The organism is Rothia sp. 27098_8_27 (assembly GCF_041432805.1).
Taxonomy (GTDB): Bacteria; Actinomycetota; Actinomycetes; order Actinomycetales; family Micrococcaceae; genus Rothia; species Rothia mucilaginosa.
In genome coordinates this window covers 169,856-193,723 of sequence record NZ_JAPWAJ010000004.1, presented here as the reverse complement: position 1 = coordinate 193,723, position 23,868 = coordinate 169,856, and the positions used below count along the sequence as shown (strand labels likewise).

At 61.8% G+C, this 23,868-nt stretch carries 20 protein-coding genes; 3 read left to right on the top strand and 17 right to left on the bottom strand.

Annotated elements, in window-relative coordinates; translation table 11 throughout:
* Window positions 1-559: 559 nt before the first annotated feature.
* The 9 genes from lysS to folP form a co-directional block, all read right to left on the bottom strand.
* On the bottom strand, window positions 560-2,143 hold the full coding sequence (lysS, locus tag O3675_RS06450) for a lysine--tRNA ligase (protein WP_080974502.1): 1,584 nt from the start codon (window positions 2,141-2,143) through the stop codon (window positions 560-562).
* 52 nt (window positions 2,144-2,195) lie between these two features.
* Complete coding sequence (gene panC / locus O3675_RS06445; protein ID WP_371571615.1) at window positions 2,196-3,143, bottom strand: pantoate--beta-alanine ligase; 948 nt, start codon at window positions 3,141-3,143, stop codon at window positions 2,196-2,198.
* Window positions 3,140-4,102, bottom strand: a complete 963-nt coding sequence (locus tag O3675_RS06440) for a Rossmann-like and DUF2520 domain-containing protein (protein WP_012902776.1) — start codon at window positions 4,100-4,102, stop codon at window positions 3,140-3,142. The genes panC and O3675_RS06440 overlap by 4 nt, the downstream gene beginning before the upstream one ends.
* 128 nt (window positions 4,103-4,230) lie before the next feature.
* Window positions 4,231-6,063 (bottom strand): PH domain-containing protein, encoded by a 1,833-nt coding sequence (locus O3675_RS06435; RefSeq protein ID WP_371571613.1) that lies wholly within the window; start codon window positions 6,061-6,063, stop codon window positions 4,231-4,233.
* Window positions 6,063-6,887 carry a PH domain-containing protein gene (locus O3675_RS06430; protein ID WP_371571611.1) on the bottom strand — a complete coding sequence of 275 codons (825 nt, stop codon included), beginning with the start codon at window positions 6,885-6,887 and terminating at the stop codon, window positions 6,063-6,065. The genes O3675_RS06435 and O3675_RS06430 overlap by 1 nt, the downstream gene beginning before the upstream one ends.
* Window positions 6,874-7,392: a DUF3180 domain-containing protein gene (locus O3675_RS06425; protein ID WP_294604063.1), complete on the bottom strand. Its 519-nt coding sequence runs from the start codon at window positions 7,390-7,392 to the stop codon at window positions 6,874-6,876. Before O3675_RS06425 ends, O3675_RS06430 begins: the two co-directional genes overlap by 14 nt.
* A 45-nt stretch (window positions 7,393-7,437) precedes the next feature.
* Window positions 7,438-8,058 carry a 2-amino-4-hydroxy-6-hydroxymethyldihydropteridine diphosphokinase gene (gene folK, locus O3675_RS06420; protein WP_371571609.1) on the bottom strand — a complete coding sequence of 207 codons (621 nt, stop codon included), beginning with the start codon at window positions 8,056-8,058 and terminating at the stop codon, window positions 7,438-7,440.
* Window positions 8,058-8,471: a dihydroneopterin aldolase gene (gene folB, locus O3675_RS06415; protein WP_371571607.1), complete on the bottom strand. Its 414-nt coding sequence runs from the start codon at window positions 8,469-8,471 to the stop codon at window positions 8,058-8,060. The genes folK and folB overlap by 1 nt, the downstream gene beginning before the upstream one ends.
* A 72-nt stretch (window positions 8,472-8,543) precedes the next feature.
* On the bottom strand, window positions 8,544-9,503 hold the full coding sequence (gene folP, locus O3675_RS06410; protein ID WP_371571605.1) for a dihydropteroate synthase: 960 nt from the start codon (window positions 9,501-9,503) through the stop codon (window positions 8,544-8,546).
* A gap of 229 nt (window positions 9,504-9,732) precedes the next feature.
* On the opposite strand from folP, the gene O3675_RS06405 reads away from it, so the two are divergent.
* Window positions 9,733-9,939, top strand: a complete 207-nt coding sequence (locus O3675_RS06405) for a hypothetical protein (RefSeq protein WP_371571604.1) — start codon at window positions 9,733-9,735, stop codon at window positions 9,937-9,939.
* Window positions 9,940-10,094: 155 nt separating this feature from the next.
* On the opposite strand, the gene folE is transcribed toward O3675_RS06405, so the two are convergent.
* From folE to ppa, 8 genes are all read right to left on the bottom strand, one after another.
* Window positions 10,095-10,679 (bottom strand): GTP cyclohydrolase I FolE, encoded by a 585-nt coding sequence (gene folE / locus O3675_RS06400; protein WP_005507626.1) that lies wholly within the window; start codon window positions 10,677-10,679, stop codon window positions 10,095-10,097.
* Window positions 10,666-12,870 (bottom strand): ATP-dependent zinc metalloprotease FtsH, encoded by a 2,205-nt coding sequence (gene ftsH, locus O3675_RS06395; protein ID WP_371571602.1) that lies wholly within the window; start codon window positions 12,868-12,870, stop codon window positions 10,666-10,668. Before ftsH ends, folE begins: the two co-directional genes overlap by 14 nt.
* Before the next feature lie 296 nt (window positions 12,871-13,166).
* Window positions 13,167-13,718, bottom strand: a complete 552-nt coding sequence (gene hpt, locus O3675_RS06390; RefSeq protein WP_005504342.1) for a hypoxanthine phosphoribosyltransferase — start codon at window positions 13,716-13,718, stop codon at window positions 13,167-13,169.
* 195 nt (window positions 13,719-13,913) lie between these two features.
* Entirely contained in the window at window positions 13,914-15,047 is a 1,134-nt protein-coding gene (gene tilS / locus O3675_RS06385; protein ID WP_371571600.1) for a tRNA lysidine(34) synthetase TilS, read from the bottom strand.
* Between the two features lie 107 nt (window positions 15,048-15,154).
* Window positions 15,155-16,405, bottom strand: coding sequence for a type II toxin-antitoxin system HipA family toxin (locus O3675_RS06380; protein ID WP_371571598.1), 1,251 nt, complete (start codon window positions 16,403-16,405; stop codon window positions 15,155-15,157).
* Window positions 16,406-16,450: 45 nt separating this feature from the next.
* Window positions 16,451-16,675 (bottom strand): helix-turn-helix domain-containing protein, encoded by a 225-nt coding sequence (locus O3675_RS06375; RefSeq protein WP_005504337.1) that lies wholly within the window; start codon window positions 16,673-16,675, stop codon window positions 16,451-16,453.
* 255 nt (window positions 16,676-16,930) lie between these two features.
* The gene (locus tag O3675_RS06370) at window positions 16,931-17,758 is read right to left on the bottom strand and encodes a hypothetical protein (protein ID WP_371571596.1); all 828 of its coding nucleotides are present in this window, start codon (window positions 17,756-17,758) and stop codon (window positions 16,931-16,933) included.
* A gap of 233 nt (window positions 17,759-17,991) precedes the next feature.
* Window positions 17,992-18,477, bottom strand: coding sequence for an inorganic diphosphatase (ppa, locus tag O3675_RS06365; protein ID WP_005504328.1), 486 nt, complete (start codon window positions 18,475-18,477; stop codon window positions 17,992-17,994).
* Window positions 18,478-18,807: 330 nt separating this feature from the next.
* On the opposite strand from ppa, the gene dacB reads away from it, so the two are divergent.
* A complete protein-coding gene (gene dacB / locus O3675_RS06360; RefSeq protein ID WP_371571595.1) occupies window positions 18,808-20,367 on the top strand; it encodes a D-alanyl-D-alanine carboxypeptidase/D-alanyl-D-alanine-endopeptidase in 1,560 nt (519 codons plus the stop codon).
* Between the two features lie 209 nt (window positions 20,368-20,576).
* On the top strand, window positions 20,577-23,726 hold the full coding sequence (locus O3675_RS06355; RefSeq protein ID WP_371571593.1) for a DEAD/DEAH box helicase: 3,150 nt from the start codon (window positions 20,577-20,579) through the stop codon (window positions 23,724-23,726).
* The last annotated feature ends 142 nt before the right edge of the window (window positions 23,727-23,868 follow it).

Genomic DNA, 23,868 nt, shown 5'->3' with positions numbered 1-23,868 from the left:
TCTGAGCGTTGAAACAATACGCCAATCACCCGCAGCGATATATCGCTTCTGTTCATCCCCGTTAAATCTGCACTCGCTACAAGAACATTAAAGTGAAGTTTAGAGTGCAAATACTTTGGATTCTTCCGGCACTCACTCTGGGGACAATATCGAACAATACGCGACCCGGCGCTACCAACAATCTACAGGAATTACACCACCCACACGGACACCTACAATACGCTATTCACTCCAGGCATTCCTACGATATTCAAAAGCGAAATTCTGCCCCTATCCCAGCACCTCATTCTTTTCTACACAACACATTTGTGTACAAGAACAGAAGCATCTGCCAGAGTGAATAGAGCAGCATAAATCAGCACCAGAATAGAACGAAAACCCCCTTTAAAAGCCCCTGACCTGTGCAAATAAACAGAAAACTCCACCTCAGAAGCTATACACCGTGCAAAAGAGTGCACAGAAAACGGCGGGTGCCGCAGATACAACCGTATCCGCGGCACCCGCCGCACTCACACCCCTAAAGGCAAAGTTAAAGAAACCCTACAGGTGAAGTTAAAGCTTAGGCTTCCGGCTTCATCAGGGGGAAGAGAATAGTCTCACGAATACCGGGCTGACGCACCACAGTACCCGGACGCTCCGGATCCTGATCGCCCGCCAGCAGCATAATCAGACGGTCAATACCAAGACCCAGGCCACCCATCGGGGGTGCACCGTGCTCCAGGGCACGCAGGAAGTCCTCATCCAGCTCCATCGCCTCATCATCACCGGCAGCAGCCAGCAGCGACTGAGCGGTCAGGCGCTCACGCTGAATCACCGGGTCAATCAGCTCGGAGAACGCGGTACCGCGCTCCATACCGCCAATAATCAGGTCCCACGCCTCAATCAGAGGCTCACCGGAACGGTGCGGACGCGCCAGCGGCTGAGCGCTCGGCGGGTAATCGTACACGAAAGTCGGGTTCACCAGGGTCGGCTCAACAATCTCGCCGAAGAGCTCGGTCACCAGCTTCTCAGCGTCCCACTTCGGGTCGATGTCCACCTCGTGCTTTTCAGCAATCTCACGCAGAACCGAAGCGTCAGTCTCGGGGGTGATCTCAACGCCCACAGCCTCAGACAGGCCCGGGTACACGCCAACCCACTTCCACTCACCGAACAGGTCAATGGTGCCGTTCTCAGTCTCAATACGCTCAGTACCGACAGCCTTCGCGCAGCTCTGGATAATCTCCTTCATGCGCTCAGCCATCACGAACTGGTCAGCGTAGGTTTCGTAGCACTCCAGGGTGGTGAACTCGGGGCTGTGGGTCGAATCCACACCCTCGTTACGGAACACGCGGCCAATCTCGTACACGCGGTCAATACCACCGACCACTGCACGCTTGAGCGGCAGCTCGGTCGCAATACGCATGGTCATCGGCTGATCAAAAGCGTTCAGGTGGGTGCGGAACGGGCGAGCAGTCGCGCCACCGTGCACCAGCTGCAGAACGGGGGTCTCAACCTCAATGTAGCCGTGATCCTCCAGCACGCGGCGGACGGTGCGGGTAATCAGGGCGCGCTTCTTCACCAGCTCGCGAGCCTCCTCGCGAACCATCAGGTCCAGGTAACGCTGGCGAACGCGGGTTTCCTCGTTCAGGTCCTTGTGCAGAACCGGCATGGGGCGCAGCGCCTTCGACGCCATCTTCCAGTCGGTCACCATAATGGACAGCTCACCGCGGCGAGAAACAATCACGCGGCCGGTCACGAACACGTGGTCACCCAGGTCAACCAGGGACTTCCACTCAGACAGGGACTCCTCGCCCACCTCAGCCAGCGACAGCATCGCCTGGATGCGCTTACCCTCGGTACCACCCTGCAGGGTCGCAAAGCACAGCTTACCGGTGTTACGGACGAACACCACGCGGCCACCAACATGCACCACACGGTCAGTCTCGTCGCCAGCCTTCAGCTCCTCAGCAGCCAGCTTCGGATCGTACTCGGCGCGCAGATCCTCAATGTGGTTGGGTTCCACGCGGTTACCCTCAGAATCCAGCAGACCCACCGGGTATGCCTCGCGACCCGACTCGATCAGCTTCGCACGCTTTTCCAGGCGAATCTGCATCTGCTCGGACATATCAGCAATCGCCGGTGCGGCAGTGTGCTCAGTGCTCACAGTGATACCTATCTGTGTAGTGTGTTGGGGACTCTTCTAAACGAACGAACGCTTAGCGCAGGTCCATGTTGTCAATCAGGCGGGTCGGGCCAACGAACGCAGCAACCAGTGCCAGCACTCGCTCCGACTCCTCAGTCGGCTCACCGAAAGTCATCGGGTCGACCAGTTCCAGGTAGTCAAGGCGCACACCCGGAGTGGAGTTGATACGCTCACGCGCACCGTCCAAATCAATCTCGTGGAAACCACGGTTCAGCGAATTCTCACGCAGCATCGCCAGGGTGCGGGACAGCACCAGGGCAGACTCGCGCTCCTCATCCGACAGGTAGCTATTACGCGAAGACAGCGCCAGACCGTTATCTTCGCGAACAATCGCCACAGGGCGCATGGTCACGTCGTGGTTGAAATCGTGCACCATACGCTGAATCAGGATGTACTGCTGAGCGTCCTTCTGACCGAAGTACGCATTCACCGGGTGGTTACCGGCTGCGGGGCGAATGATGTTGAAGAACTTATTGACCACGGCCAGCACGCCATCAAAGTGGCCCGGACGGGTCGCACCCTCAAACTTGGTGCCCAGCTCGCCGCTCGAAATGCGGATGAGCGGGTCACCGTCGGGGTACATCTCTTCAACCTCGGGGGCAAAAATAATGTCAACACCGGCGGCACCAGCCAGGGTAGCGTCTGCCTCCAGGGTGCGCGGGTATGCTTCGTAATCCTCGCCGGGGCCAAACTGCAGCGGGTTCACAAAAATGGAGGCGACCACTACATCATTCTGTTCAGCGGCGCGACGCAACAGGGTTGCGTGGCCGTCGTGCAGGGCGCCCATGGTGGGCACGTAGCCCAGGGATGCGTTCGTGTACTGAACTGCGGTGCCGTTCTGCTCCGCCTCCTGGCGGGCTGCCCGGTCCAGTTCTTCCTGCGCTGCGGCAAGGGATTCGGTGATTGCCGTGCGGAAATCCGCAATGGTGGTCACGACTCGGGGCATCGAAGTCTCAGTCATGACGAGAACTCCTTGTTTTCGGGGGCTGAATCATCAATATCGCCGGGGTGGTTGCGGTCCGAAGACTCACCCAGCAGATTTTCAATTCGTCCCAGTTGTTCATCGTTTAACAAACCTCTATTATGCGCTCTTTTTGCGGTTGCGTGTGCCAGAGCGGCATAAGAGTCTGTAATATCACCTGTTTTCTCATGCTCTGAGTACTCATTCAGAGCCTGAAGGTGAGCCTTCACGGTGCCTGCGTCTCCACGTGCCACGGGCCCGGTGAGAGCACCCTCACCGCTGGCGAGCGCATTGTCCACGGCGGCTCGCACGAGCGGCCCCATGTAGCGTGCCGGGTCCTCAATACCGATGGAGGCGAGCATCTGCTGGGACTGACCCAGGATGGTCACGAGGTGGTTCGCGGCGTGCGCTAGGGCTGCGTGGTAGAGCGCTCGGTCGGCCTCGGCAACGTGCACGGGTTCGCCGCCCATTTCCACCACGAGTGCCTGAGCAATCGGGATGAACGGTGCAGGCCCGGTCACGGCGAAGCAGGTGCCGTTCAGGCGCTGCAGGTCCACGGACATGCCGGTAAACGTCATGGCGGGGTGAATCGCCAAACCGATAGCGCCCAGCGCGGTCGCCGGTGCGAGAACCTCGGTGCCGTGACGGCCGGAGGTGTGCACCAGAATCTGACCGGCAGTAATACTTCCCGAGGACGCCAGGTAGGTGACGAGGCCCGGTAGCTCGTCATCGGGAACCGCAAGAATCAGCAATTCGCTACGTTCAGCAATCTGCTCCACCGGCAACAGCGGCACATCGGGAAGCAGCATCGCGGCGCGCTCCTGAGAAGCCTCAGACACCGCGTGAACACCCACAATAGTGTGCTCGCAGGCGCGCAAAGCCGCACCGAGGACGGATCCGACCCTCCCGGCGGAAATAATTCCAATGCCCAAACGCGCAGGTTTTGAATGCTGTATCACGGCTTTAAGTATATTCTCCCTTTCACGCCGACCTTGCCGCCGGTGTCACGAAGAACACCGACGGCAGAGCGCAATCTGTAGTTTTGCTGCCCGCTAGCCCGGCGGGGAATCTCAGCTGACGGGCTGGCTTAGGGACGCCCACTCATCACCGGTACGCGGTAGTAGGGCTCAATACCCTCCAACCGAACCGTCATCAACCACACCAGGTCCTCGCAGACGCGCGGCGGCAAGTGCATCATGAGCGTGCGCACCGGGCCGGGCACCGTACCGAAATGCACGCTCGCGCATCCGAAGGCACGCTGCAGCGGGCCCTGACCCCAGCTCACGCTCAGCACCCGGCTGACCGGAACAATCGACATCGTACGGATAAAGTAGCCGCCACGAATCAGCAGCAGGTCACCCCGCGTATGCTCACCAACGCTCGAACGTGCCGCATCAGAATCAATGCGAGTGGTCGCCTGCACCGAACCGGCAGTGTAACCGACCGTGGTCACGCCGTTACGCTTCCAGGTGAGCAGGTCCATCCAGCGCGCCGAAGAGGGCGTCACAATCATTGCCGGAACCTGCGGCTTCTGACTCTTCAGCGAACCGTTGGCGGTATCCAGCAGCACCTGCGCCTGCGCCTCATCCAGGGCGGGCAACAGCAGACGCAACACCATCAGCGTTTCCTGCTTGTTGCCAACCGGCAGGGCAACATTGCGGGTCACCAGCTTCTGGTTTTCGTTCTTCTCAATACCAATACCGGCAATGGTCATCTTGATGCGGTACCAGCCGAACGCACGCCACAGAATAGACTGCTCCACCGCGAGTGCCTGAATACGCTCAACCATCACGTTCTGGGTGTGCGTGCCGGTGAAACCGTAGCGCAGGGTCACGCCGCCCTGACCGCTAGGGGTGATTTTGAAGTTCGCGGCACCGTCAAAACGTGCCCACAACGTACCCAAGTAACCGAGCAGCGGTACGAAGGTGCCGGGTAGCAACGCCATGAAAATCAGGAACGGACTCTCGCCATCCATGATCGCGGCAATGACCGCGGCACCGACCATGAGGGCCACGGCGGGCACCAGCCACACCAGGTGCTCCAGCATGATGGAGGCAATCAGACGCACATTCGAGATGCGGAAAATCGGCGGCTGCGAGGGGTCAGCCGCGACCGGCATCGGCATGCGAGCGCCGCGGCGGGATGCGCCAGGCTGCTGAGTACCGGGGCGCTGGGGTGCAGACTGCTCGGGTGCGAGCTGCTGGGCGCCCTGCTGAGGAGCCACCTGCTGAGTGCTGTTCTGTGCGGGCGCACCATAGGACGCCTCGTAAGATGCCTCAAACGGCTGATGCAGCTGATCCGCAGCCGGCATGCGCTCCGCCGAAATCTGCATGCTATCGGGCAGCACGTCGACCGGGCGGCCAGCCGCTTCCGAACGTAGCAGGTTAATACTCGCCATCGCGGTGCGGCGCAGAACCTCTGCCTTGCGGGCAGAAACGTACTTGATGTGCAGCGCCTCCGAAGAGCCGTCAGCCACCTCAAAACGAAGCTCCGACAGGCCCAGCAGACGCGCCACCAGAGGACGCGAAATGTCCACGCTCTGCACGCTCTCCAGGCGGATCGTGCGGTTCTTCTTGAACAGAAAACCGCTACGGCGGTGAATCGCCAAATCGTCCAGGCTATAGCGGGTAAACCACCAGTCAATCGAGCCGCCAACCAGAATCAGCACGAGCACGGCGAAGCCGATAAGCTGCGAGTACGTTGCGCTGAAGTAGCTGTTGTTCTCGTCGAATACCTGCGTCAATCGCACGCCCCACTCGTTCGGCGGGGTGGTCAAAATATTCAGGATAATGCTCTGGAAGAAACCAAACGCCAGCAGAATAATGAACCAGAGGTTCATGATGAACGTGCGGATATCGGCACGCCACCACTTCTGCTCCTGAGAGTTCGGGGCGTTATTATTCGGAACCGGGGTACTCATTAGAGTGCCGCCATTCGCTCATCGGCGCGGCGCACCAGATCCGCGCGCAGCTCCTCCGCCACGTTCAGCGGAATACCGAACAGCACCATCGTGCCGGTGGTCGTACCCGCGGTGCGCACCGTCAGGCGGGCAACACCGCACATGCGCTCCAGCGGACCCGAATCCACATCAACATACTGGATGCGACCGTACGGCATGGAGCTCATGGAACGGAACACGATACCGCGGCGAGCCATCAGGTGATTCGACTCCAGCGCGTAGCCGAGCGCGCGAGTACGACGCGGAGTGGTCAGAATCCACCACAGACCCCACAGACCAAACACCGCGACCACCACCAGGCCGACGATGCGTAGCACCTCCGGGCCGCCGAAGAACGCACCCGCACAATACAGGGCAACACCCGCAAGAATCGGGAGCGCCAAGGCAGAAATAGTGTGAACAAAACGAACCGTCAGGTAGCCGGATGCGGCGGGCACCCACTGCGGGTCCGGCACGGCTTGCGCGGGAACCGGCTGGGAGCTTACCTGCTGGGAAGGTGCTGGCTGCGCGGGAACCTGCTGAGGCGCGTTCGGGTACGCGGCAGCGGGCGGAACCTGCTGACCGTACTGTGCTTGCTGGTCATACTGGGCTTGCTGACCGTACTGCGCTTGCTGGTCATACGGGGCACCAGGCTGACCGTAAGCCGCCTGCTGGTACTGCCCGTACTGGTTCTGCTGAACAGGCTGGTTCTGCTGAGCAGGCTGGCTCTGACCATACTGACCCTGTTGGGCGTCCTGCCCATACTGGCCATTCGGCGAATAACTATTCTGGTTAGGAGCCGACATAGTTTCCTCCCTCTCGCGGCTTGACAGCACCGGAAGAGGAGGCCGCATCCTCATCATCCTCCGGCGGAATACGACAACAATGCTGAGCCCACAGGCCAGCAATCAGCAGGGCAACACTGCCCACACAATTAACAAGAACCTCCCAAAAGACCACCGAAAAACCGCGCACAGACACCATCGCCACATGGTAGCCAAGAATCGCAGCGCACCAGCCCGTCAACAGGGCACCGGTCATGATGGAACCCTGCGCATACGCCACCGCACGCGCAGCAAGAATCGGGCCCATATGGGGTACCTTCTCACGCGTCTGAATACGACGATAACGAGCCACCTGCACGCCCAGCCACACGGCGCCCGCCGCAACCAGCAGGCACACCGCGCCGAGCATCCACGAAAAATTCAGCTCACCAAAACCGGCGCCAATCATCGCGGAATTCACCATAAGAGCGGCAGCGGCACCGCACACAGCCGCCACAATAATCGCCCGATAACTCAGGGGCTTCATGGTGTTTCCTTTCGGTAGGTTCCTCTACCTTCCAGAGTGCCACATTTAAGGCTGATCAGGTACCTGCATCTCACGCATATAGCTGATAGCGTCTTCATCCGCCCCAAGCAGCGTGCGGGACAGCTCCGCAACGTTCACGACCTCGCGGTTCAGCGGCGCAGGAACCTCATCCGGCCGCTCCCCCGAAGGCTCCGCACGCCGGGTCACCGTCAGGTACGCCTGCGGGTCCATCTGCGCCCACGGCACCAGCACAAAAGCACGCTCCTGCGCCCGCGGATGCGGCAAAGTCAGCACCGGATCCTCAGAGATCACGCCGTCATAGTCAATCACGTCAATATCGAGGGTGCGCGGGCCCCAACGCACCAGGCGCTCACGGTGATGCGCCGCCTCCACCGCATTACACAGCCTCAGCAGCTCGTAGGCGCCCAGGTCAGTGGCCACCTCAATGACCGCGTTCACGAAATCCGGCTGACCCACCGGGCCACCCACCGGGGCGGTACGGTACAGCCCGGAGGCGCGCACCAGCTGCACGCCGCCCGCCACCAGGTCGGCGACGGCACGCTCCAGGGTGTCTTCGCTTTCGCCCAGATTCGAGCCCAACGCCAGCACCGCGCGGTGTTTCAGGGTGTTGGGCTTCTGCGTATCGGTTGTCTGGGTGCCAGCCACTAGCGGCCGCCCTCCACGACACGCTCCGCGGCACGCTCACGGAACACGCTCACCGCAACGTTACCGAACGGCAACTCAATCGGCGCCTGCGGCTTCGATACGGTAATCTCCACCGCCTCCACAAGCTCAAACATCGCGAGAATACCCTCGGCAATGTTCACCGCGAGGGTCTCAATCAGGTCCAGCGAACCGTTCGTCACGTGGCGGTGAATCAGGTCAACCACGAGCGCGTAGTTCGTGGTCTTCGTCAGGTCATCGGTAACAGCTGCGGCGGAAAAATCGCTGTACAGGGTTGCATCCACGACGAAGGGCTGGCCGTCGCGCTTCTCAAAGTCGAGCACGCCGTGGTAGCCCTTGGCGGTAATGCCGGTGAGGGTGATGCGGTCGTGGCGGGCGTAATCTGCCTGGGTCATTGGGGGTCTCCTAGAGGGTATTCGGGTAATCGGAGGTTGTGGGCGGGGTTGGTGGTTCTAACTGACAGAGCCTTAGCTTACGGAGCGTAGCGCGGAGGCGACCGTCACCGCATCCACGCTGGCGGGCACGTCGTGCACGCGCACCGCCCACACGCCGCGCGCCGCCACCAGGGCGGTCACCGCCGCAGAGGCTGCCGCACGATGCTGAGCCGGACGCGGCTCCAACAGCGACTGCCACAGCTCGCGCTCCGCCTCGCCCGCCTCGGTTGCGGTGAAGCCGCTCGCGTTCAGACGCTCAGCCAGCGCCATATCCGCCGCGGTCAGAGCGTTGGCGATAAAACGCTTGCGGGAACCGGCAATGAGCAGGCGGTGGCCCAGGCCCTGTAGCTCGTCAATGGCGGCGAGCAGCTCCCAATCCTGCATGCCGCCCTTCGCGAAGCCCAGGCCCGGGTCAAGAATCAGGTTCTGCGGCAGCACACCGGCGGCGAGGAAACGCTCACGCAGACCGGTCAGCTCCTCCACAACCTCGGTGACCACACCGCGCGGGTACTCCGCCAGGCTGTCCATGGTCTGGGAGGTGCCGCGGGCGTGCATGAGAATGTACGGCACCTGCAGTTCAGCGGCGGTTTCAATCATTTCATCGCTGACGTTCAGGCCGGACACATCGTTGATGATGTGCACACCGGCGGCGATGGCGGCGCGGGCGGTCTGCGGGTTCATGGTGTCAACGCTGATGGTGGTGCCCATCTGCGCGACTGCCTCGATGACGGGCAGGATGCGGCGCTGCTCCTCCTCCACGCTGATGCGCACGGCACCGGGGCGGGTGGATTCACCGCCAATGTCGATAATGGAGGCGCCCTCGGCAATCATGCGGGCGGCGCGGGCGATGGCGTCGGTGGCGGCGTAGTGCTGGCCGCCGTCGCTGGAGGAGTCGGGGGTGACGTTGAGGATGCCCATCACGAGGGTGCGTTCGGCGGCGAGCGCGTCGCAGGGCAGGGGGGCTACACGGGTGGTGTGTGTGGATTCAGTCATGGGTTTATCGTACCGAATCTGTGGTGCTCCCATGTTTGCCGCTGTGATTGGAAGGGGGATTGAGGCGGGGGTTGGGACAGCGACGGGACGATTTTGGGGACACAACATGCAATATTTGCATTACAGATACCTATTTAAGGGTATGCTGGGAGGGCACGCATACCGTGCCTGGCGCGTTCCCGGTCGGTGGCGCGCACCCACACATACATACTCTAGGAAGTGACTCATTGTGAACTTGAAGACCGGAGCTTGGATCCTCTCCCTGGTGGCTCTTGCCGCGCTGGTGACTATTGTGCTCGCTGAAGGTGCTCCTGCCGTGCGCTGGATTGCTTTCGGCACCGCGACCGGTTGCGGTTTCATTGCCGTGGGCTTGATCGTGACTCTTGCCCTGGGTTGGGATAATCCGAGCGAGGCGAAGGGTAGCTTGCAGCGTTAGCGGCGGGGCTTTTCTAGCTTCTGCGGTGCGGCACTATCGGCGTTGCCACCGCCGCGGAAGGCATCCGGCTCAGAACACATTCTCAGAGCACTTTGGCGATGCGAAAAGGGGCGGAGGTTTTCACCTCCGCCCCTTTCAGCGTGTCTAGAGTGCGCTTAGCGCTGCGAGAAGATCAGGCTCATCGCCTCCGCACGGGTTGCGCCGTTCATCAGCGCACCGCGCACCGCGCTAGTCACGGTCTTCGCGCCCGGCTTACGCACACCGCGCATCGACATGCACATGTGCTCAGCCTCAATCACCACAATCGCGCCGCGCGGGTTCAGGTGCTCCTCCAGAGCCTCCACCACCTGCGTGGTCAGACGCTCCTGCACCTGCGGGCGGCGAGCGTACAGATCGACCACGCGGGCGAGCTTGCTCAGGCCGGTCACCTTACCGTCCGGGCCGGGAATGTAACCCACATGCGCCACGCCGTGGAACGGCACCAGGTGATGCTCACAGGTCGAGTAGAACGGGATGTCCTTCACCAGCACCATCTCAGAGTGGGCAATGTCGAAGGTCGTACCCAGAATCTCGCCGGCGTCCTGGTGCAGGCCCGAGAAGAACTCCGCGTAGGCACGCGCCACACGTGCCGGGGTCTGTTGCAGGCCGTCACGGTCCGGGTCCTCACCAATCGCGAGCAGAATCTCACGGACGGCAGCCTCAATACGCGGCTGGTCGACGGCGTTCTTAGCCTCGCTCATTCTCTGCTCCATTCTGGTTCGGGGTGCCGTTCTCCGGGCGCTGCGCCGGAGGGGCGGGGTAGTTCGGGTACTGCTGGGTGGGCATTGCGACGGTCGGGTCGGCGTCCGGGTTGGTGACGGGCGGCTGTGCGGGTGCCTGCTGTGCGGGTGCAGCCGGTGCTACCGGAACAGTAGGTGCCGTAGCAGGAGCTGCCGGCGCCTCGGCAGGTGCTTCCTCAGCCTTCTGCGCCTCCTGAGCCAGCTCGCTCGGTGCCTTCACCGGCGGGATGTCGGTACGCTCGCGGGTCGGCTTGGAGTACCAGTGCTCACGCTCGGGGCGCTTGCGAACATCCTTGAAGATTTCGGCAATCTCGTTCTCGAGCAGGGTTTCCTTCTCGAGCAGGGCGAACGCCAGGCGGTCCAGAATATCGCGGTTTTCCAGCAGAATCTGGAATGCCTCGTCGTGTGCCTGTTCCAGCAGGGCGCGAATCTCAGCGTCGACCTTCGCCGCGGTCTCGTCCGAGTAGTTGCGTGCCGAAGCGCCGCCACCACCGAGGAACGGTTCGGTGTCCTCGCCGCCAAGCTTGACGGAACCAATCACGGAGCTCATGCCGTAGTCGGTGACCATCTTGCGGGCGGTGTCGGTCGCCTTCTGAATGTCGTTAGACGCACCGGTCGAGGGGTCGTGGAAGACAATCTCCTCAGCCGCACGGCCACCCATCGCGTACGCCATCTGGTCGAGCAGTTCGTGGCGGGTCGTGGAGTACTTGTCGTCCTGCGGCATGACCATGGTGTAACCCAGGGCGCGGCCACGCGGAAGAATCGTAATCTTGGTGACGGGCGCGGAGTTACGCAGTGCCGCCGCGACCAGGGCGTGACCGCCCTCGTGGTATGCGGTGACCTTACGCTCGTGCTCGTTCATGATGCGCGAGGAACGCTGCGGACCAGCCATCACGCGGTCGATCGCCTCGTCGATGGCGCGGTCGTCAATCACGTTGCCGTTATCGCGGGCGGTCAGCAGAGCCGCCTCGTTCATGACGTTCGCCAGGTCAGCACCGGTGAAGCCGGGGGTGCGCTTAGCGACCTGAGCCAGGTCCACGGTGTTAGCAATCGGCTTGCCGGCGGCGTGCACGCGCAGAATCTGCTCGCGGCCCTTCATATCGGGGGCGTCCACACCAATCTGACGGTCAAAACGACCGGGACGCAACAGCGCCGGATCCAGAACATCGGGGCGGTTCGTTGCCGCAATGACGATGACGTTCGAGTTGCCGTCGAAGCCGTCCATCTCAACCAGCAGCTGGTTCAGGGTCTGCTCACGCTCATCGTTACCGCCACCCATGCCGACGCCGCGGCGGCGGCCGACAGCGTCGATCTCGTCAACGAAGACGATGGCGGCGGGGTCGCTCTTCGCTTCCTTGAACAGGTCGCGCACGCGGGACGCACCCACACCCACGAACATTTCAACGAAGTCAGAGCCAGAAATCGAGTAGAACGGCACGCCAGCCTCGCCCGCCACAGCCTTGGCGAGCAGGGTCTTACCGGTGCCGGGAGGGCCGTACAGCAGCACGCCCTTGGGGATCTTTGCACCCAGGCGGGTGAACTTTTCGGGTTCAGCCAGGAACTCGCGGACTTCTTCCAGTTCGGCGAGCGCCTCGTCCACGCCAGCGACGTCGCTGAAGCGGACTTCCGGCTTGTCCTTGGTGAACTTCTTCGCGCGGGACTTGGAGAAGCTCATGACAGAGGAGCCGCCTCCGATGCGTCCCATCAGGAACCAGAAGAGCGCACCAAAGAGCAGAATCGGCAGCAGCAGGGACACCAGGGAGCCCAGGAAGCTGTGCTCAACCGGCTGGTCCGTGTAGCTTTCCAGCTCGGCGGATTCCATTGCCTTAGCAACTTCGTCGCCGCGGGGCTGCACGTAGTAGAAGCGCACCGACTTACCGTAGTTGTCGTTGCCCTTCTTGTAGTCGTCCTTAAGCTGCAGCTCGACGCGCTGGTCGCCGTCGTAAATCTTTGCGCTCTTGACCTGGTGGTCGTTGAGCAGCTGAAGACCGACGTTGGTGTCCACCTGACGCGAGGGCTGAGTGAAGAAGGAGGCCATGAGGAAAGCCAGCATGATTACGAGAGCTGCACCCGGCCAGAACCAGGGGCCGTTAATCAGCTTCTTCAGGAAGCCCTCCGAGCCTTTCTGCGGAGTATTGGGGGTTTGCGCCAATGCTTTGTCCTTACGTTGCGGCTGTAACCCGTCGGGGGTTGCGGCATGCCAGCCGGAACACCCAACGATACAACCTTAAATGTACCCTACCCCGGCGGGCGGCTAGGTACCGGGCTTCTCTATTTCACCTGCGGGCTAAAGGGTTGTAGCACTCGGTGGGGGTGAAAGTGCATCTTCCGCGGCGGGTACATCCGCCTCCACGTACATCCACCGGCGGGTACAGCAACGCCCCGCTCCCCCACAAGCGTGAGGAGGCGGGGCGTAACCACCTACAGCAGGGTTGCTGAGGTGAAGGCTTAGGAGTAAACGTGCGGGTGCAGGGTTGCGACGCAGTCCAGGTTGCGGTACTTCTCAGCGAAGTCCAGGCCGTAACCAACAACGAACTCGGGCTCGATGTCCCAGCCGACGTACTTGACCTCAACGTCAGCCTTGACGACCTTGGGCTTGCGCAACAGGGTGCAAATCTCAACGGAAGCTGCACCGCGAGAAATCAGGTTCTGCTGCAGCCATGCCAGGGTCAGGCCGGAGTCAATGATGTCTTCAACGATCAGGACGTTGCGGCCCACCAGGTCGGTGTCCAGGTCCTTGAGGATACGCACAACGCCGGAGGACTTGGTGCCGGAACCGTACGAGGAAACAGCCATCCAGTCCATGGTGTAGTGGCCCTTGAGAGCGCGGGAAAGGTCAGCCATGATCATGATGGCGCCCTTGAGAACACCCACCAACAGCACGTCCTTACCGGCGTAGTCTTCGTCGATGCGCGCCGCCAGTTCGGCGACCTTCGCGTTAATCTCTTCCTTGCTGAAGAGAACGTTCTTAATATCGTCCTGCACGTCGATAGCCTGCACGATGTATTCCTTCGTATTCTTTTAGACGCTCTGCGCCTCCGCCGGGGCCCCGGGTGCGAGGTTTCATGCCTTCCCACGGCGGATAATGTGGATGGTGTTCGCCTTAAGTATGGCTTAAAACGGCGCCGCGGCGCACCTCACCACGCAGATAGTGTGTGCTGAGGGCGCCCCGCGGGTACCTAGCTGGGCACCTAGTTAGGGTCGAGTTGGCGCTAATACGAGCACGTCCAGGCGTTCACCGGTTGCCGGATGCACAACTTTGCGGCGGCGGTACGCACTCACGTGACCGGGCATCTGAACGGGCCCGGCTACCGCGTATTCGGCGGTGAAAGAGTCCAGCGCCTGCAGTCGCTCAAAGCCGGGGTTCTCTCCCCCGGCAGCCTTGCAGGCGGCCGCAAGCACACGCAATCGAAGCGCCGGATGCAGCGCCGCCACCTGCGCACGGTCCAGTAGCACGGCGTCCTCGCGTTCGATGCCGCGCACGGCGGTTCCGCCGGGTAGGAGCGCCTGCTCGTAGGCTACCTGTGCCTGCTCATCGAGGTATTCGGCGTCGGGGCCAGCTACGGAGGCGGTGCGCGCCAGGGAGCGGGCGACGTCCCCGCCGAGGTGCTCCTCCAGGTAGGGCAGCACGCTGTGGCGGATGCGGGCACGCATGAGGGACTGGTCGGCGTTGGTCGGGTCAATCCAGGGGATGAGGGTTTCGGCCTCGCAGATATCGAGCATGTCGGTGCGGCGCAGACCGAGGAAAGGGCGCAGGTAGGTGACGCCCTCTTCGACGCGCACCGGCGGCATACCGGCAAGGGAGCGCGTGCCGGAGCCGCGACTTAGGCCGAGCAGCACGGTTTCTGCCTGGTCGTCGAGGGTGTGGCCGAGCAGCACGGCGCGGGCGCCGGTCGCCTCGACGGCTTTGGTGAAGGCGCTGTAGCGGGCGGTGCGTGCCGCCATTTCGGGGCCCATGTTGCCGGCGGGAACCTGCACTTTTTCGGTGATGACGGGGTGAAGCCCCAGGTCGGTGAGGGTCTGCGCGGTCTGCGCGGCGACCGCGACGGAGTCTTCTTGTAGGTCGTGGTCGACGATGATGGCACCTACGCGCACGTCGCCGCGGCGGGCGAAGTGCGCGGCGATGGCCGCCAGCGCGAGGGAGTCGGGGCCGCCGCTGCAGGCGACCAGGAGCAGGGGCAGGTCGGCGGCGTCCGCAGTGGAGGCGGTGCGGGAGCGTCCGGTGGCTTTGATGCTTCCAGCGCCGAGGAGCTTTTCGAGGGCGGCGGCGAGGTGGCGGCGGGCAGTGCCGACGGCGGGGTGCAGGCGTCCTGCGCGTCCATTCTGCATAGTGGTTCCTTTATAGAAATTGCGAAGTGTCTATGTAGATAGATACTTACTTCACGAGGAGAATTTAGAAATAACGGAGGCTCAAGAAGTCAGGAGTCTCAGGAGTCTTAGGAACGCGAGGAGCTCGGATGAAGGTACTCTTCAAACTCGTCCTGGCGGCGTTCCAACTCTTTCTGCATGGCCTTAAACGGTGAGGCATTCGAGTTGAAAATATACCCCGGGGCGGCTCGGTCTGTGGGCCAGCGAACTGCTCGAGCCGCTTTGAGAGCACGAGTTAGAGCGTCTTTCTGCATCTTAGGCGGAAGACCGATAGTCTCTGCGAGAGCAAGCCAATCGTCAACAGTAATCTTCCAATCTTCGGGCGGCGAACCGTCACCGGGATTCGAATTATCTTTTCCGTTGACGCTAAGCGCCATGGATAGAGATTTAATGTGCACGAGCGAACAGGGGATGTCGTAGATAGGAGCTACTTCCCATCCACGGCGTCCCTTGAGGAGCGAGATATTTTTTGCGTGCAGGTCCCCATTGCCGGTCAGCCAAGCGTAGAGAAAATGCATGTAAAGATTCCTGCGGGCAATAGCAGGGGAAGCAGCAAGCTTCACCATTGCTTGAATGACACTTTCTGTTGTCACAGCAGGATTATCTTCCGTGTATTTCTCACCCGAAGGAACACCCAAAATCTGTGCGCCATCCTCCATAGCGATGCGTCCCCCAGAGGGTGTTCGGTCGAAACGGGAGACCATCAAACCTGATACGCCGTCTCGATCATAGACAAGCTCATGCTGAGCTACAGGAATCCCCATGAGTGCGGCTGCGGTGAGGTGGGCAGCTTCGTTTTCCACAAGCCCGGGCATGCGTTGCGGGCTAATTTTCAGAAGCGCATCGTAGCCAGCGCCCTTCCAATGCACGGGCAGGGTTTTCATGACGGCGCTCAGCTTTTCTTGAACGCCAGGCAGTCCTCGGCGGTCAACCGTGCCCATAAGTTCCGCAAAGGAAACGACCTCAGGGTTGTTCACCAATGCGGCAGGGGCGGTGTACAGTTCCCGCCCGTGCTCAATAATTTGCACATCGCCTGGAACGTCAGAACCAATCACCAGCAATAAGCCCAGAGTGTTATTTTTGCTGATTTTTTTCTCGGAACTAACGACGTCGAGCCTATAGCCTTCGGGCAAAAGATTCTGGAAGAAAGGCGGAATTGATTCTGCGGTATATTCCGCGTTTAAAGGCAGGCTCGTGGCAATTGCTGGCCCTTTATAATCTGCCCGGTAGGTGAAATGAATCAGCCCGTTGGCGTCTCGCCTCAAATATGCGGCGAGAACACCATCTTTATAGACATCTGCCATAAGTTCATCTGTCATGGCTTTTCTCCAGGTTCTGTTTTCTATCGCAGTGTGCGGGAGGGGTTAGGTGAGAGGGTTAGTAATGGCCAGCTCAATGCCGAGCTCTTGGGCGACCTTGAGGACCGCACCAATTGACGGGCCGGGTAGCCCACGCTCAATATCGCGGATCGTTTTATCGCTGAGCCCAACCATCCATGCCAACTCCATTTGGGTGATTTTTTCGTACTTGCGGACGGCGCGAACCTGGGCACCAAATTCCTGTGCGAACCCCGTTGCGTCGAATGCCATGGGGGTTCCCTCCTCACCGCTACAGAACCTCAGGTTATACGAACTATTCTTCGTAATATGCCCATATTAGCACCCTCGGAGGCGCTCTAAGGCTGTTTTCCGAAGAATAGTTCGGTTACATACCCTTCCACGGAACCTCCGAACACAATCAAGGAACACAAAAAAGGGGGCGTGCCCACCGCCTCCAGTACGCACGAAAACTCGCACGAACCAGACACGGGGAACACGCCCAGCAAGCCCTCCGCTCACCTGCCGCTAGGACAGCGACTGCAGACGAGCCACAATGGGCGCCAACTCCTCGTGGTAATCAAGAACCATGAGAGGGGTGAAAATAGTGCGGTACGAAGCGTAATAGAAATCCGGTGTTTTATTGAAATCCCACGGCGTGTACCCGTTAGTGAAGAAGTTAGTGTCATACGCCCGAATATCTCCCCCCTTCGCCAGCGCATGCTGGTACACCCAGCTCATTGCTCGATGCAACTCACTCCCTTCCTTAATGGGAGCAGCACCCTTCTCAGCACGCACAGCATTCGCCGCATCCAGGGATTCCAGAGTCACCTTGGGGCTACCCGCAGCACGATAAAGGAAGGTAAAGTAGGCGCCACGGCTCGCCGGAGTGTCATAGTGGAAGGAGCCGTCAGACCAACCAGCGCTCAAACCCACGCGGGTCGCCCAGATAGCAACCTTATAACGAGCATCGCCCGGAGTCAGGTCGGTGTACGGGGACTTCTCCGGCAGGTTCTTCACCTCGGGTGAACCCGCCAGATGGTACAGGTACTCCAGCAAGCGGCCACGCGAGATAGTCATGACCCCGTTCGGCAACTTATCTTCATCGGTTGTAGCCAGCCCAACAACCTGATTCTTCGTAATCAGGCCAGTACACTCCGCCCAGTGCAAATTGGTCATCATGTTTGCGCCGTAATAGAAGTGCATGCCAAAACAATTAACATCAAACTCTAGCTCTTCAACAGGCTGTGCAGATTTCGGCTGAATGTATGCCGCCTGGGCTACGCCCTGACCCATATACCCCATAGTCAGCGCCAACAGTGCCGCCGCACCACGGGTCGAAAGGTTTTTCTTCATTTTCTATCCTCGGTGAAAGGTGTGAGAGTAGAAGAAGAGTGAATCCCTTTGACCATACCCGGAATCTGCACCTCGCGCAATCAACTACGCCCGGCGTGCAGGCAGATGCGGCGAAAGACACAACAAAAAGGGGGCGTGCCCACCGCCTCCAGCACGCACGAAAACTCGCACGAACCAGACGCGGAGAACACGCCCCCCTGATAAAAACCGGGTGCACCTAACGGTGCGGCAGCTTAGTGACCCTCAGCTGCGAAACGGTCGATAGCCTCCTGGACCATCTTCTCGGCAGCAGCCAGGTCTTCCCAGCCCTCGCCCTTAACCCACTTGCCGGGCTCCAGGTCCTTGTAACGCTCGAAGAAGTGCTGAATCTCAGCCTTCAGCTGCTCCGGAACATCAGCCAGGGACTTGATGTGGTCGTAGCGCTTGTCGGTGGGAACGCACAGAACCTTAGCGTCGCCGCCAGCCTCATCGGTCATGTTGAACACTGCGACCGGGCGGGACTCAACCAGCACACCGGGAACAACGTCAACGTCCAGGATCAGCATTGCGTCCAGCGGGTCGCCGTCCTCACCGAGGGTGTTCTCGAAGTAGCCGTAAGCGGTGGGGTACTGCATGGAGGTGAACAGCACACGGTCCAGGCGCAGGCGGCCGGTCTCGTGGTCCACTTCGTACTTCACGCGGGAGCCGCGGGGAATTTCAATAGTGACGTCGAGTTCCATCGGAACCTTCTTTCTCGTGAGTTAGAGTCACTTTCGCGGCGACTTCGGCGCGCAAGGTGCGAAAGTTAGGTGTTGAACTCACCCATTGTAACCCGTTCACGCACACCGAAACCGCGTATTCGGCGCCAAAACCAGCGTAATTTACCACGCTCACACCACAGTTAACGTTCCGCCTAGTCCCGCGCCCGCCAGCACGCGCGCCAGCACACCCCGCCGCCATGCCGGGCAGCCCAGATAGGGTTCGTGAGGGGCAGCAGGAACACGGCATGAGCATCAGGGCACCGGCGCGTAAATTCGATAGGCACCCCATCCGCCCGCTATGCTCAAAAGATGCCTTCCAACAAGCACAACACCCAGACCACCACCCTCACCCGCCGCGCCGCCCTCACCCTCGGTGGCATGTTCCTCCTCACCGCCTGCGGATCCGCCGCAACCGAACAGAAACGCCCCGAAGGTTCCGCAAGCCCCACCGGCAGCGCAACCGGCAGCCCCACCGGCACCGCCGAGGCGACCGCCTCCGCAACCCCGAGCGCCACCCCGACCCTCGCACCCGCACTGACCGAAGCGGAACAGGAGCAACTACGTGCCGCCCTTACCGCGCTCTTCGCTGACGACACCTACCCGCAGTACAGCCTGCTCGTCACCGGCATGGACGGGAACCTGCCCAGCATCAAGGCGGCCACCGCACCCGCCGACCTCTACGCCGCCAACGCCGACACCGCACGCGTACCCGCCTCCACTTTTAAGGTGCTGACCCTGTTCGCACTCAACCACTACGCGAACCTGCAGGCGCGCCTGCGCACACGCGTCACCCGCGACTCCGCCGGACTGTACCTCATGGCAGGCGGCGACACCCTGCTCGGCGCGGGCGCCTCTGACCCGAAGCAGATTGTCGGACGCGCAGGCCTAACCACCCTCGCCGAGCTGACCGTGAAGGCGCTTCTTCAGGGCGAGAAGCCGACCGCGGCGCTGCCCGTCTACCTTGACGGCACCTTCTTCAGCGGCCCCGGCGTGAACCCCGGCTGGGATGCCGCCGATGTGGCGTCCGGCCAGATCACGCCCATTCACCCCATTGCGCTCGAATCGCACACGGTGCCGGGCAAGTCCACCGCAAGCAACCCGGTACGCCCGGATGATGCGGCGGTTGCCGCCCAGCAGGCGTTCGTGGATGCACTCAACACCGCCGGCAAGGAGTCCGGCATGAGCTTCACCCTCGCGGAGCGCCGCACCGCCCCCGCGGAAGCAGCCGAAATCGCCGCGGTCGAGTCGGCAACCCTGCTGGAGCAGGCACAGCACATGATGCTCGAATCCGACAACGCTCTCGCCGAGGTGCTCGGCCGTTGCGCCGCCGTTGCCGCAGGTAAGGAAGGCAGCGGCGAGGCGGCACAGCAGACCGTGCGCCAGGCGCTCGTGGATGCCGGCGTGAACATTGAAAACCTGGTGCAGGCGGACGTGTGCGGCATGTCCCTGACGGACCGCGTGACCGCCCGAACCCTCGTGCAGGTTGTGGCTCTGCTGAATGCTGATGAGCATGCGGAGCAGCTGATGAGCACGTTCCCGGTCGCGGGCGTGAGCGGCACCCTGTCCGGTCGTTTTGGTGCGGCGAACGCCGTGCACGCACGCACTTTTGTGCAGGCGAAGACCGGCACCTTGTACACGGTGTCTTCGCTGTGCGGTGTGGCGACCCGACCCGACGGCACCCGCCTGATTTTCGCGATTATTCTGAACGATCTGGGCGGTGCGGATGCGCTGCCCGCCGCGAAGGAACGCGTGGACGCGGCGGCGGCGGCGATTGCGAACCGTTCGACTGCGCCGAGTGCTTCGGTACCCGCTTCGGAGGCGCCCGCGGCGGCAGTTTCTACCGCGACTGTGGCGGGTACAGCCTCCTAGCGTGTGTGCCCGGATAGCCCCAAAAGCCCCTTAAATCACCCCATAAAGGTTGATTTTCTGTAGTGTTTCACGTGAAACCTGAAAATCAACCTCTCGGAGTGAGGGGGGCACGGGATGCCGACAGACTCCTCAACTGGGACTCGCCCCCACTCCCTGCGGCGGGGCTTCACGCCCGCTTTGTTTCTCTCTCCTCCAGCAGAAAAGTCACCATGGACCTTACCTTCACCCTCGCTGATCTGACCGCCACCTCCGCCTGCGAGCTGCGGCTCTACACCGAGCTTCGGGAGCGTGCGCAGAAGCAGTCTGCCCACCCGACCCACGAGAAGTTGGAGCGTGCCCGCGAAGCGTACCGCGAGTGCCTGCGGGTGCTAACCGAGGGCGGAATGGTCGGCAGTGCAGTAGTCGGCAGTGGAGTAGTTAGCGGTGAGCATGCGGGCGGCACAGTACACCCGGTGCCCCTGGTGGCGATCTCCGCGGCGGGGCTGACCTACACGGTGGAGCTCGACCGCCTCGACTGCCCGGCTGCGGACAGCACCGCCGAGAGCAATACCGCCCGAATCGTCTGCACCCCGCATCTGGGTGAGGCGGCGCATCGGGCACTGTTGCGCGGTGCCCTGGCGGCGCACCTGCTGACCGCTAGTGCAACCGAGAGTGCCGAGAATGCCGCGCGCCTCGACCTTCATCTAGAGCACGGCGCGAATGAGTACGGCGCGAATGAGTACAACGCGGGGTCCGAATCGGAGCCCACTGAGCATACTGGGCGCCACTCCCCCGTTCCTCAACCTCACCGGGTTGATTCGGTGCGTATTCTGCCGCTGATTCGCCTGCAGGAGCAGCGCCTACTGCTGCTCACCCAGGCGCTGAACGAGGGTGTAGAACCGGCGGAACTTGCCGAGCGCATCCCCTATTTTCTGACCTGCGACGAGTGCCCGGTGTGTCTGAACGCGGCGGCTTCTCTTGCCCTCGCGACCGACGCCCCGGAGCTCGTCACCGAAGACACTGCCGAAGATACCGCCGAGAATCCGGAAACTGAGGAGCACCCGGTCATGTACCGGGTGCCCGCCGCGGTCGAGAACGACAGTGAACAGTACCGCCTGCAGTGCCTGCTGGATGCCCAGCTCGCCTCCCTGGAGGAGCACGCGGCGGAGCACGGCTGGGGTGCCGGTGAGCTTGAGGCGGCGATGCTGCTATCCATGACGAATTATCACCGCCGCGAGCGTGCCCCGTTCTGGCGTGAGCACATTCGCCGCCTGGAGGACGGCACGACGGCGTGGGTGGCGAGCCGCGATTATGCGTACCTTGACCGGGTGCAGGTGCTTTCGGCGGAGCATGCGCATGCTCTTCTGAACACCCCCGCAGATCTGGAGGCGCTTGCCGCCGCCATGAAGGAGCCCGCCGAGGTTGAAGACGCCCCCGGCTGGTATCGTGTGCGCGGCGCGCAGGTGCGCCTGTTGCGTGCGCGAATTGAGGCTGACCCGAGCCTGGTGATTGCGCCCTCTGACCGTGCGGTTTTTTGTGCGTATGAGGCGGGGTTGAGCCCGCAGATTGCGCTGGACCGTATGGAGTCGCAGGTGAATTATTTCCGTGCGTCGAATCCGGGTGAGCGTGTGCCCGCTGAGTTGGCGGCGACGGGTTTCTTTGGCTTGCGTGTGCTGGCGGTGGCGCAGGGCGGTTTCGGTGCCGGTTCCGAGGGTTCTGCGAATCCCGAAGAGGCTGCCGCAGAGTCCGGCAAGTCGACCGGCGAGTCGGCTGGCGAGTTCTTGGAGGTGCTTCTGCAGGAGCGCATCCGCGTGAAGGATGAGCCGCACGGCGCGCTGCCTTCGGGTATTGGTCCTGGCGATCCGGTGTCTACGGCGACGATTGAGGCGGCTCTGCAGTCTGATGTGCACGGGTTGCTCTTCGGCGGTGCTCTCATGCCGGGCGACCCCGTGCTTAATGGCCCCATGCCCGGCGAGGGTTCCGAAGCTTCCAGCGAGTCCTCCGAGACTCCTGACCCGCCCCGCGCCCTGCCGAGCGTGCTCGATGCGGCGGCTTCGCTGACGGGGGTGGAGAGCGCCTCCGCGGATTTGCTGTTCCGCCGTGCACCGCGCCTGAAGAGGAGCGCCTCGAACGCCAAAAATGCAGAAAATCTACCCTTTGAGGTTGATTTTTCCGGCTCTGACCTGCCCACGGTGGATGCCGTGCATGCGGCGGTTCGCGCTCTCGACCATTCCTATGTAGCGGTTCAGGGCCCTCCGGGTGCGGGTAAGACCTTCCTCGCCTCGCACGTGATTGCGCGTCTGGTGGCTGAGGGTGCGAAGGTGGGCGTGGTGGCTCAGTCGCACGCGGTGATTGAGAACCTCATGGTGGCGTGCTGTGCCCGTGATGGTTTTGATGTTTCGCGTGCGGTGCGTCTGCGCGGTAAGTCGGTGACTCCGGACGCCCCGTGGTCTGAGGTGTCTGATTCTGAGCTGGTGGAGCTGATTTCTGGTGCGGGCGGCCTGCTGTTTGGCGGTACGGTGTGGGATTACGTGAGTGAGCGTCGTGTGCCTGCCGGGTCGCTGGATGTTCTGGTGGTTGATGAGGCGGGCCAGTTCTCGCTGACGAATACGGTGGCGGCGGCTCGTGCGGCTCGTTCGGTGCTGCTGTTGGGTGATCCGCAGCAGTTGCCGCAGGTGTCGACGGGTGTGCACCCGTACCCGGTGGATGTTTCGGCGTTGGGCTGGTTGTCTGATGGGGCGGCGGCGCTGGATTCTCGTTTTGGCTATTTCTTGGGTGAGTCGTGGCGCATGGATTCGGCGTTGTGCGAGCGGGTTTCGTGGCTGTCGTATGATGGCGCGTTGGCGAGCGCGGCGGCGACGGCTGGTCGCGCCTTGCAGGGTGTTGCGCCGGGTGTGGTGTCGTATCCGGTGGAGCATGCGGGTTGTTCGGTGCGTTCTGTGCAGGAGGCGCAGGCGGTGGTGGATTGCGTGCGCGAGTTGTTGGGTCGTGAGTGGGTTCCGGCGGCTGGTGCTGAGCCGCGCCCTCTGGCGGCGGAGGATTGCATTGTGGTGGCGGCGTATAACGCGCAGGTTGATTGTGTGCGTGAGGCGCTGATTGCTGCTGGTTTGGCGGATTCTTCAGGTGCTGGCGTGCGTGTGGGTACGGTGGATAAGTTCCAGGGTCAGGAGGCTGCGGTGGTGTTGGTGTCGTTGGCATCGTCGCGGGTTGATTCTGGGCGCGGTGCCGGGTTTGTGCTGTCGCCGAATCGTTTGAATGTGGCGGTGTCGCGCGGTCAGTGGCAGGCGGTGTTGGTGCATTCGCCGTGGGTGGCGCGTTCGGTGCCGCAGGATGTTGAGGAGGTGCTGGCTCTGTCGGGCTTCGCGGGCCTGGTGGAGTAGCACCTAGTGCAGCCCTTATTCTGTGCTCTTCTACGCTCCCCCGCCTGCTGCGTTGCGGGGGCGTCTTTGGTGCGCCCGCAACCGGGTTCAATCGGGTTATTTCAGGGTTCGGTTGGGCGGAAGCACCAAGACTGAATTGTAG

What these genes read in the sequence shown, in the direction of transcription:
- panC (WP_371571615.1), bottom strand. Translation starts at nt 3,143, where the DNA reads ATGACTGAGACTTCGATGCCCCGAGTCGTGACCACCATTGCGGATTTC.
- O3675_RS06435 (WP_371571613.1), bottom strand. Translation starts at nt 6,063, where the DNA reads ATGAGTACCCCGGTTCCGAATAATAACGCCCCGAACTCTCAGGAGCAG.
- O3675_RS06430 (WP_371571611.1), bottom strand. Translation starts at nt 6,887, where the DNA reads ATGTCGGCTCCTAACCAGAATAGTTATTCGCCGAATGGCCAGTATGGG.
- O3675_RS06425 (WP_294604063.1), bottom strand. Translation starts at nt 7,392, where the DNA reads ATGAAGCCCCTGAGTTATCGGGCGATTATTGTGGCGGCTGTGTGCGGT.
- folB (WP_371571607.1), bottom strand. Translation starts at nt 8,471, where the DNA reads ATGACCCAGGCAGATTACGCCCGCCACGACCGCATCACCCTCACCGGC.
- folP (WP_371571605.1), bottom strand. Translation starts at nt 9,503, where the DNA reads ATGACTGAATCCACACACACCACCCGTGTAGCCCCCCTGCCCTGCGAC.
- folE (WP_005507626.1), bottom strand. Translation starts at nt 10,679, where the DNA reads ATGAGCGAGGCTAAGAACGCCGTCGACCAGCCGCGTATTGAGGCTGCC.
- tilS (WP_371571600.1), bottom strand. Translation starts at nt 15,047, where the DNA reads ATGCAGAATGGACGCGCAGGACGCCTGCACCCCGCCGTCGGCACTGCC.
- O3675_RS06380 (WP_371571598.1), bottom strand. Translation starts at nt 16,405, where the DNA reads ATGACAGATGAACTTATGGCAGATGTCTATAAAGATGGTGTTCTCGCC.
- O3675_RS06375 (WP_005504337.1), bottom strand. Translation starts at nt 16,675, where the DNA reads ATGGCATTCGACGCAACGGGGTTCGCACAGGAATTTGGTGCCCAGGTT.
- O3675_RS06370 (WP_371571596.1), bottom strand. Translation starts at nt 17,758, where the DNA reads ATGAAGAAAAACCTTTCGACCCGTGGTGCGGCGGCACTGTTGGCGCTG.
- ppa (WP_005504328.1), bottom strand. Translation starts at nt 18,477, where the DNA reads ATGGAACTCGACGTCACTATTGAAATTCCCCGCGGCTCCCGCGTGAAG.
- dacB (WP_371571595.1), top strand. Translation starts at nt 18,808, where the DNA reads ATGCCTTCCAACAAGCACAACACCCAGACCACCACCCTCACCCGCCGC.
- O3675_RS06355 (WP_371571593.1), top strand. Translation starts at nt 20,577, where the DNA reads ATGGACCTTACCTTCACCCTCGCTGATCTGACCGCCACCTCCGCCTGC.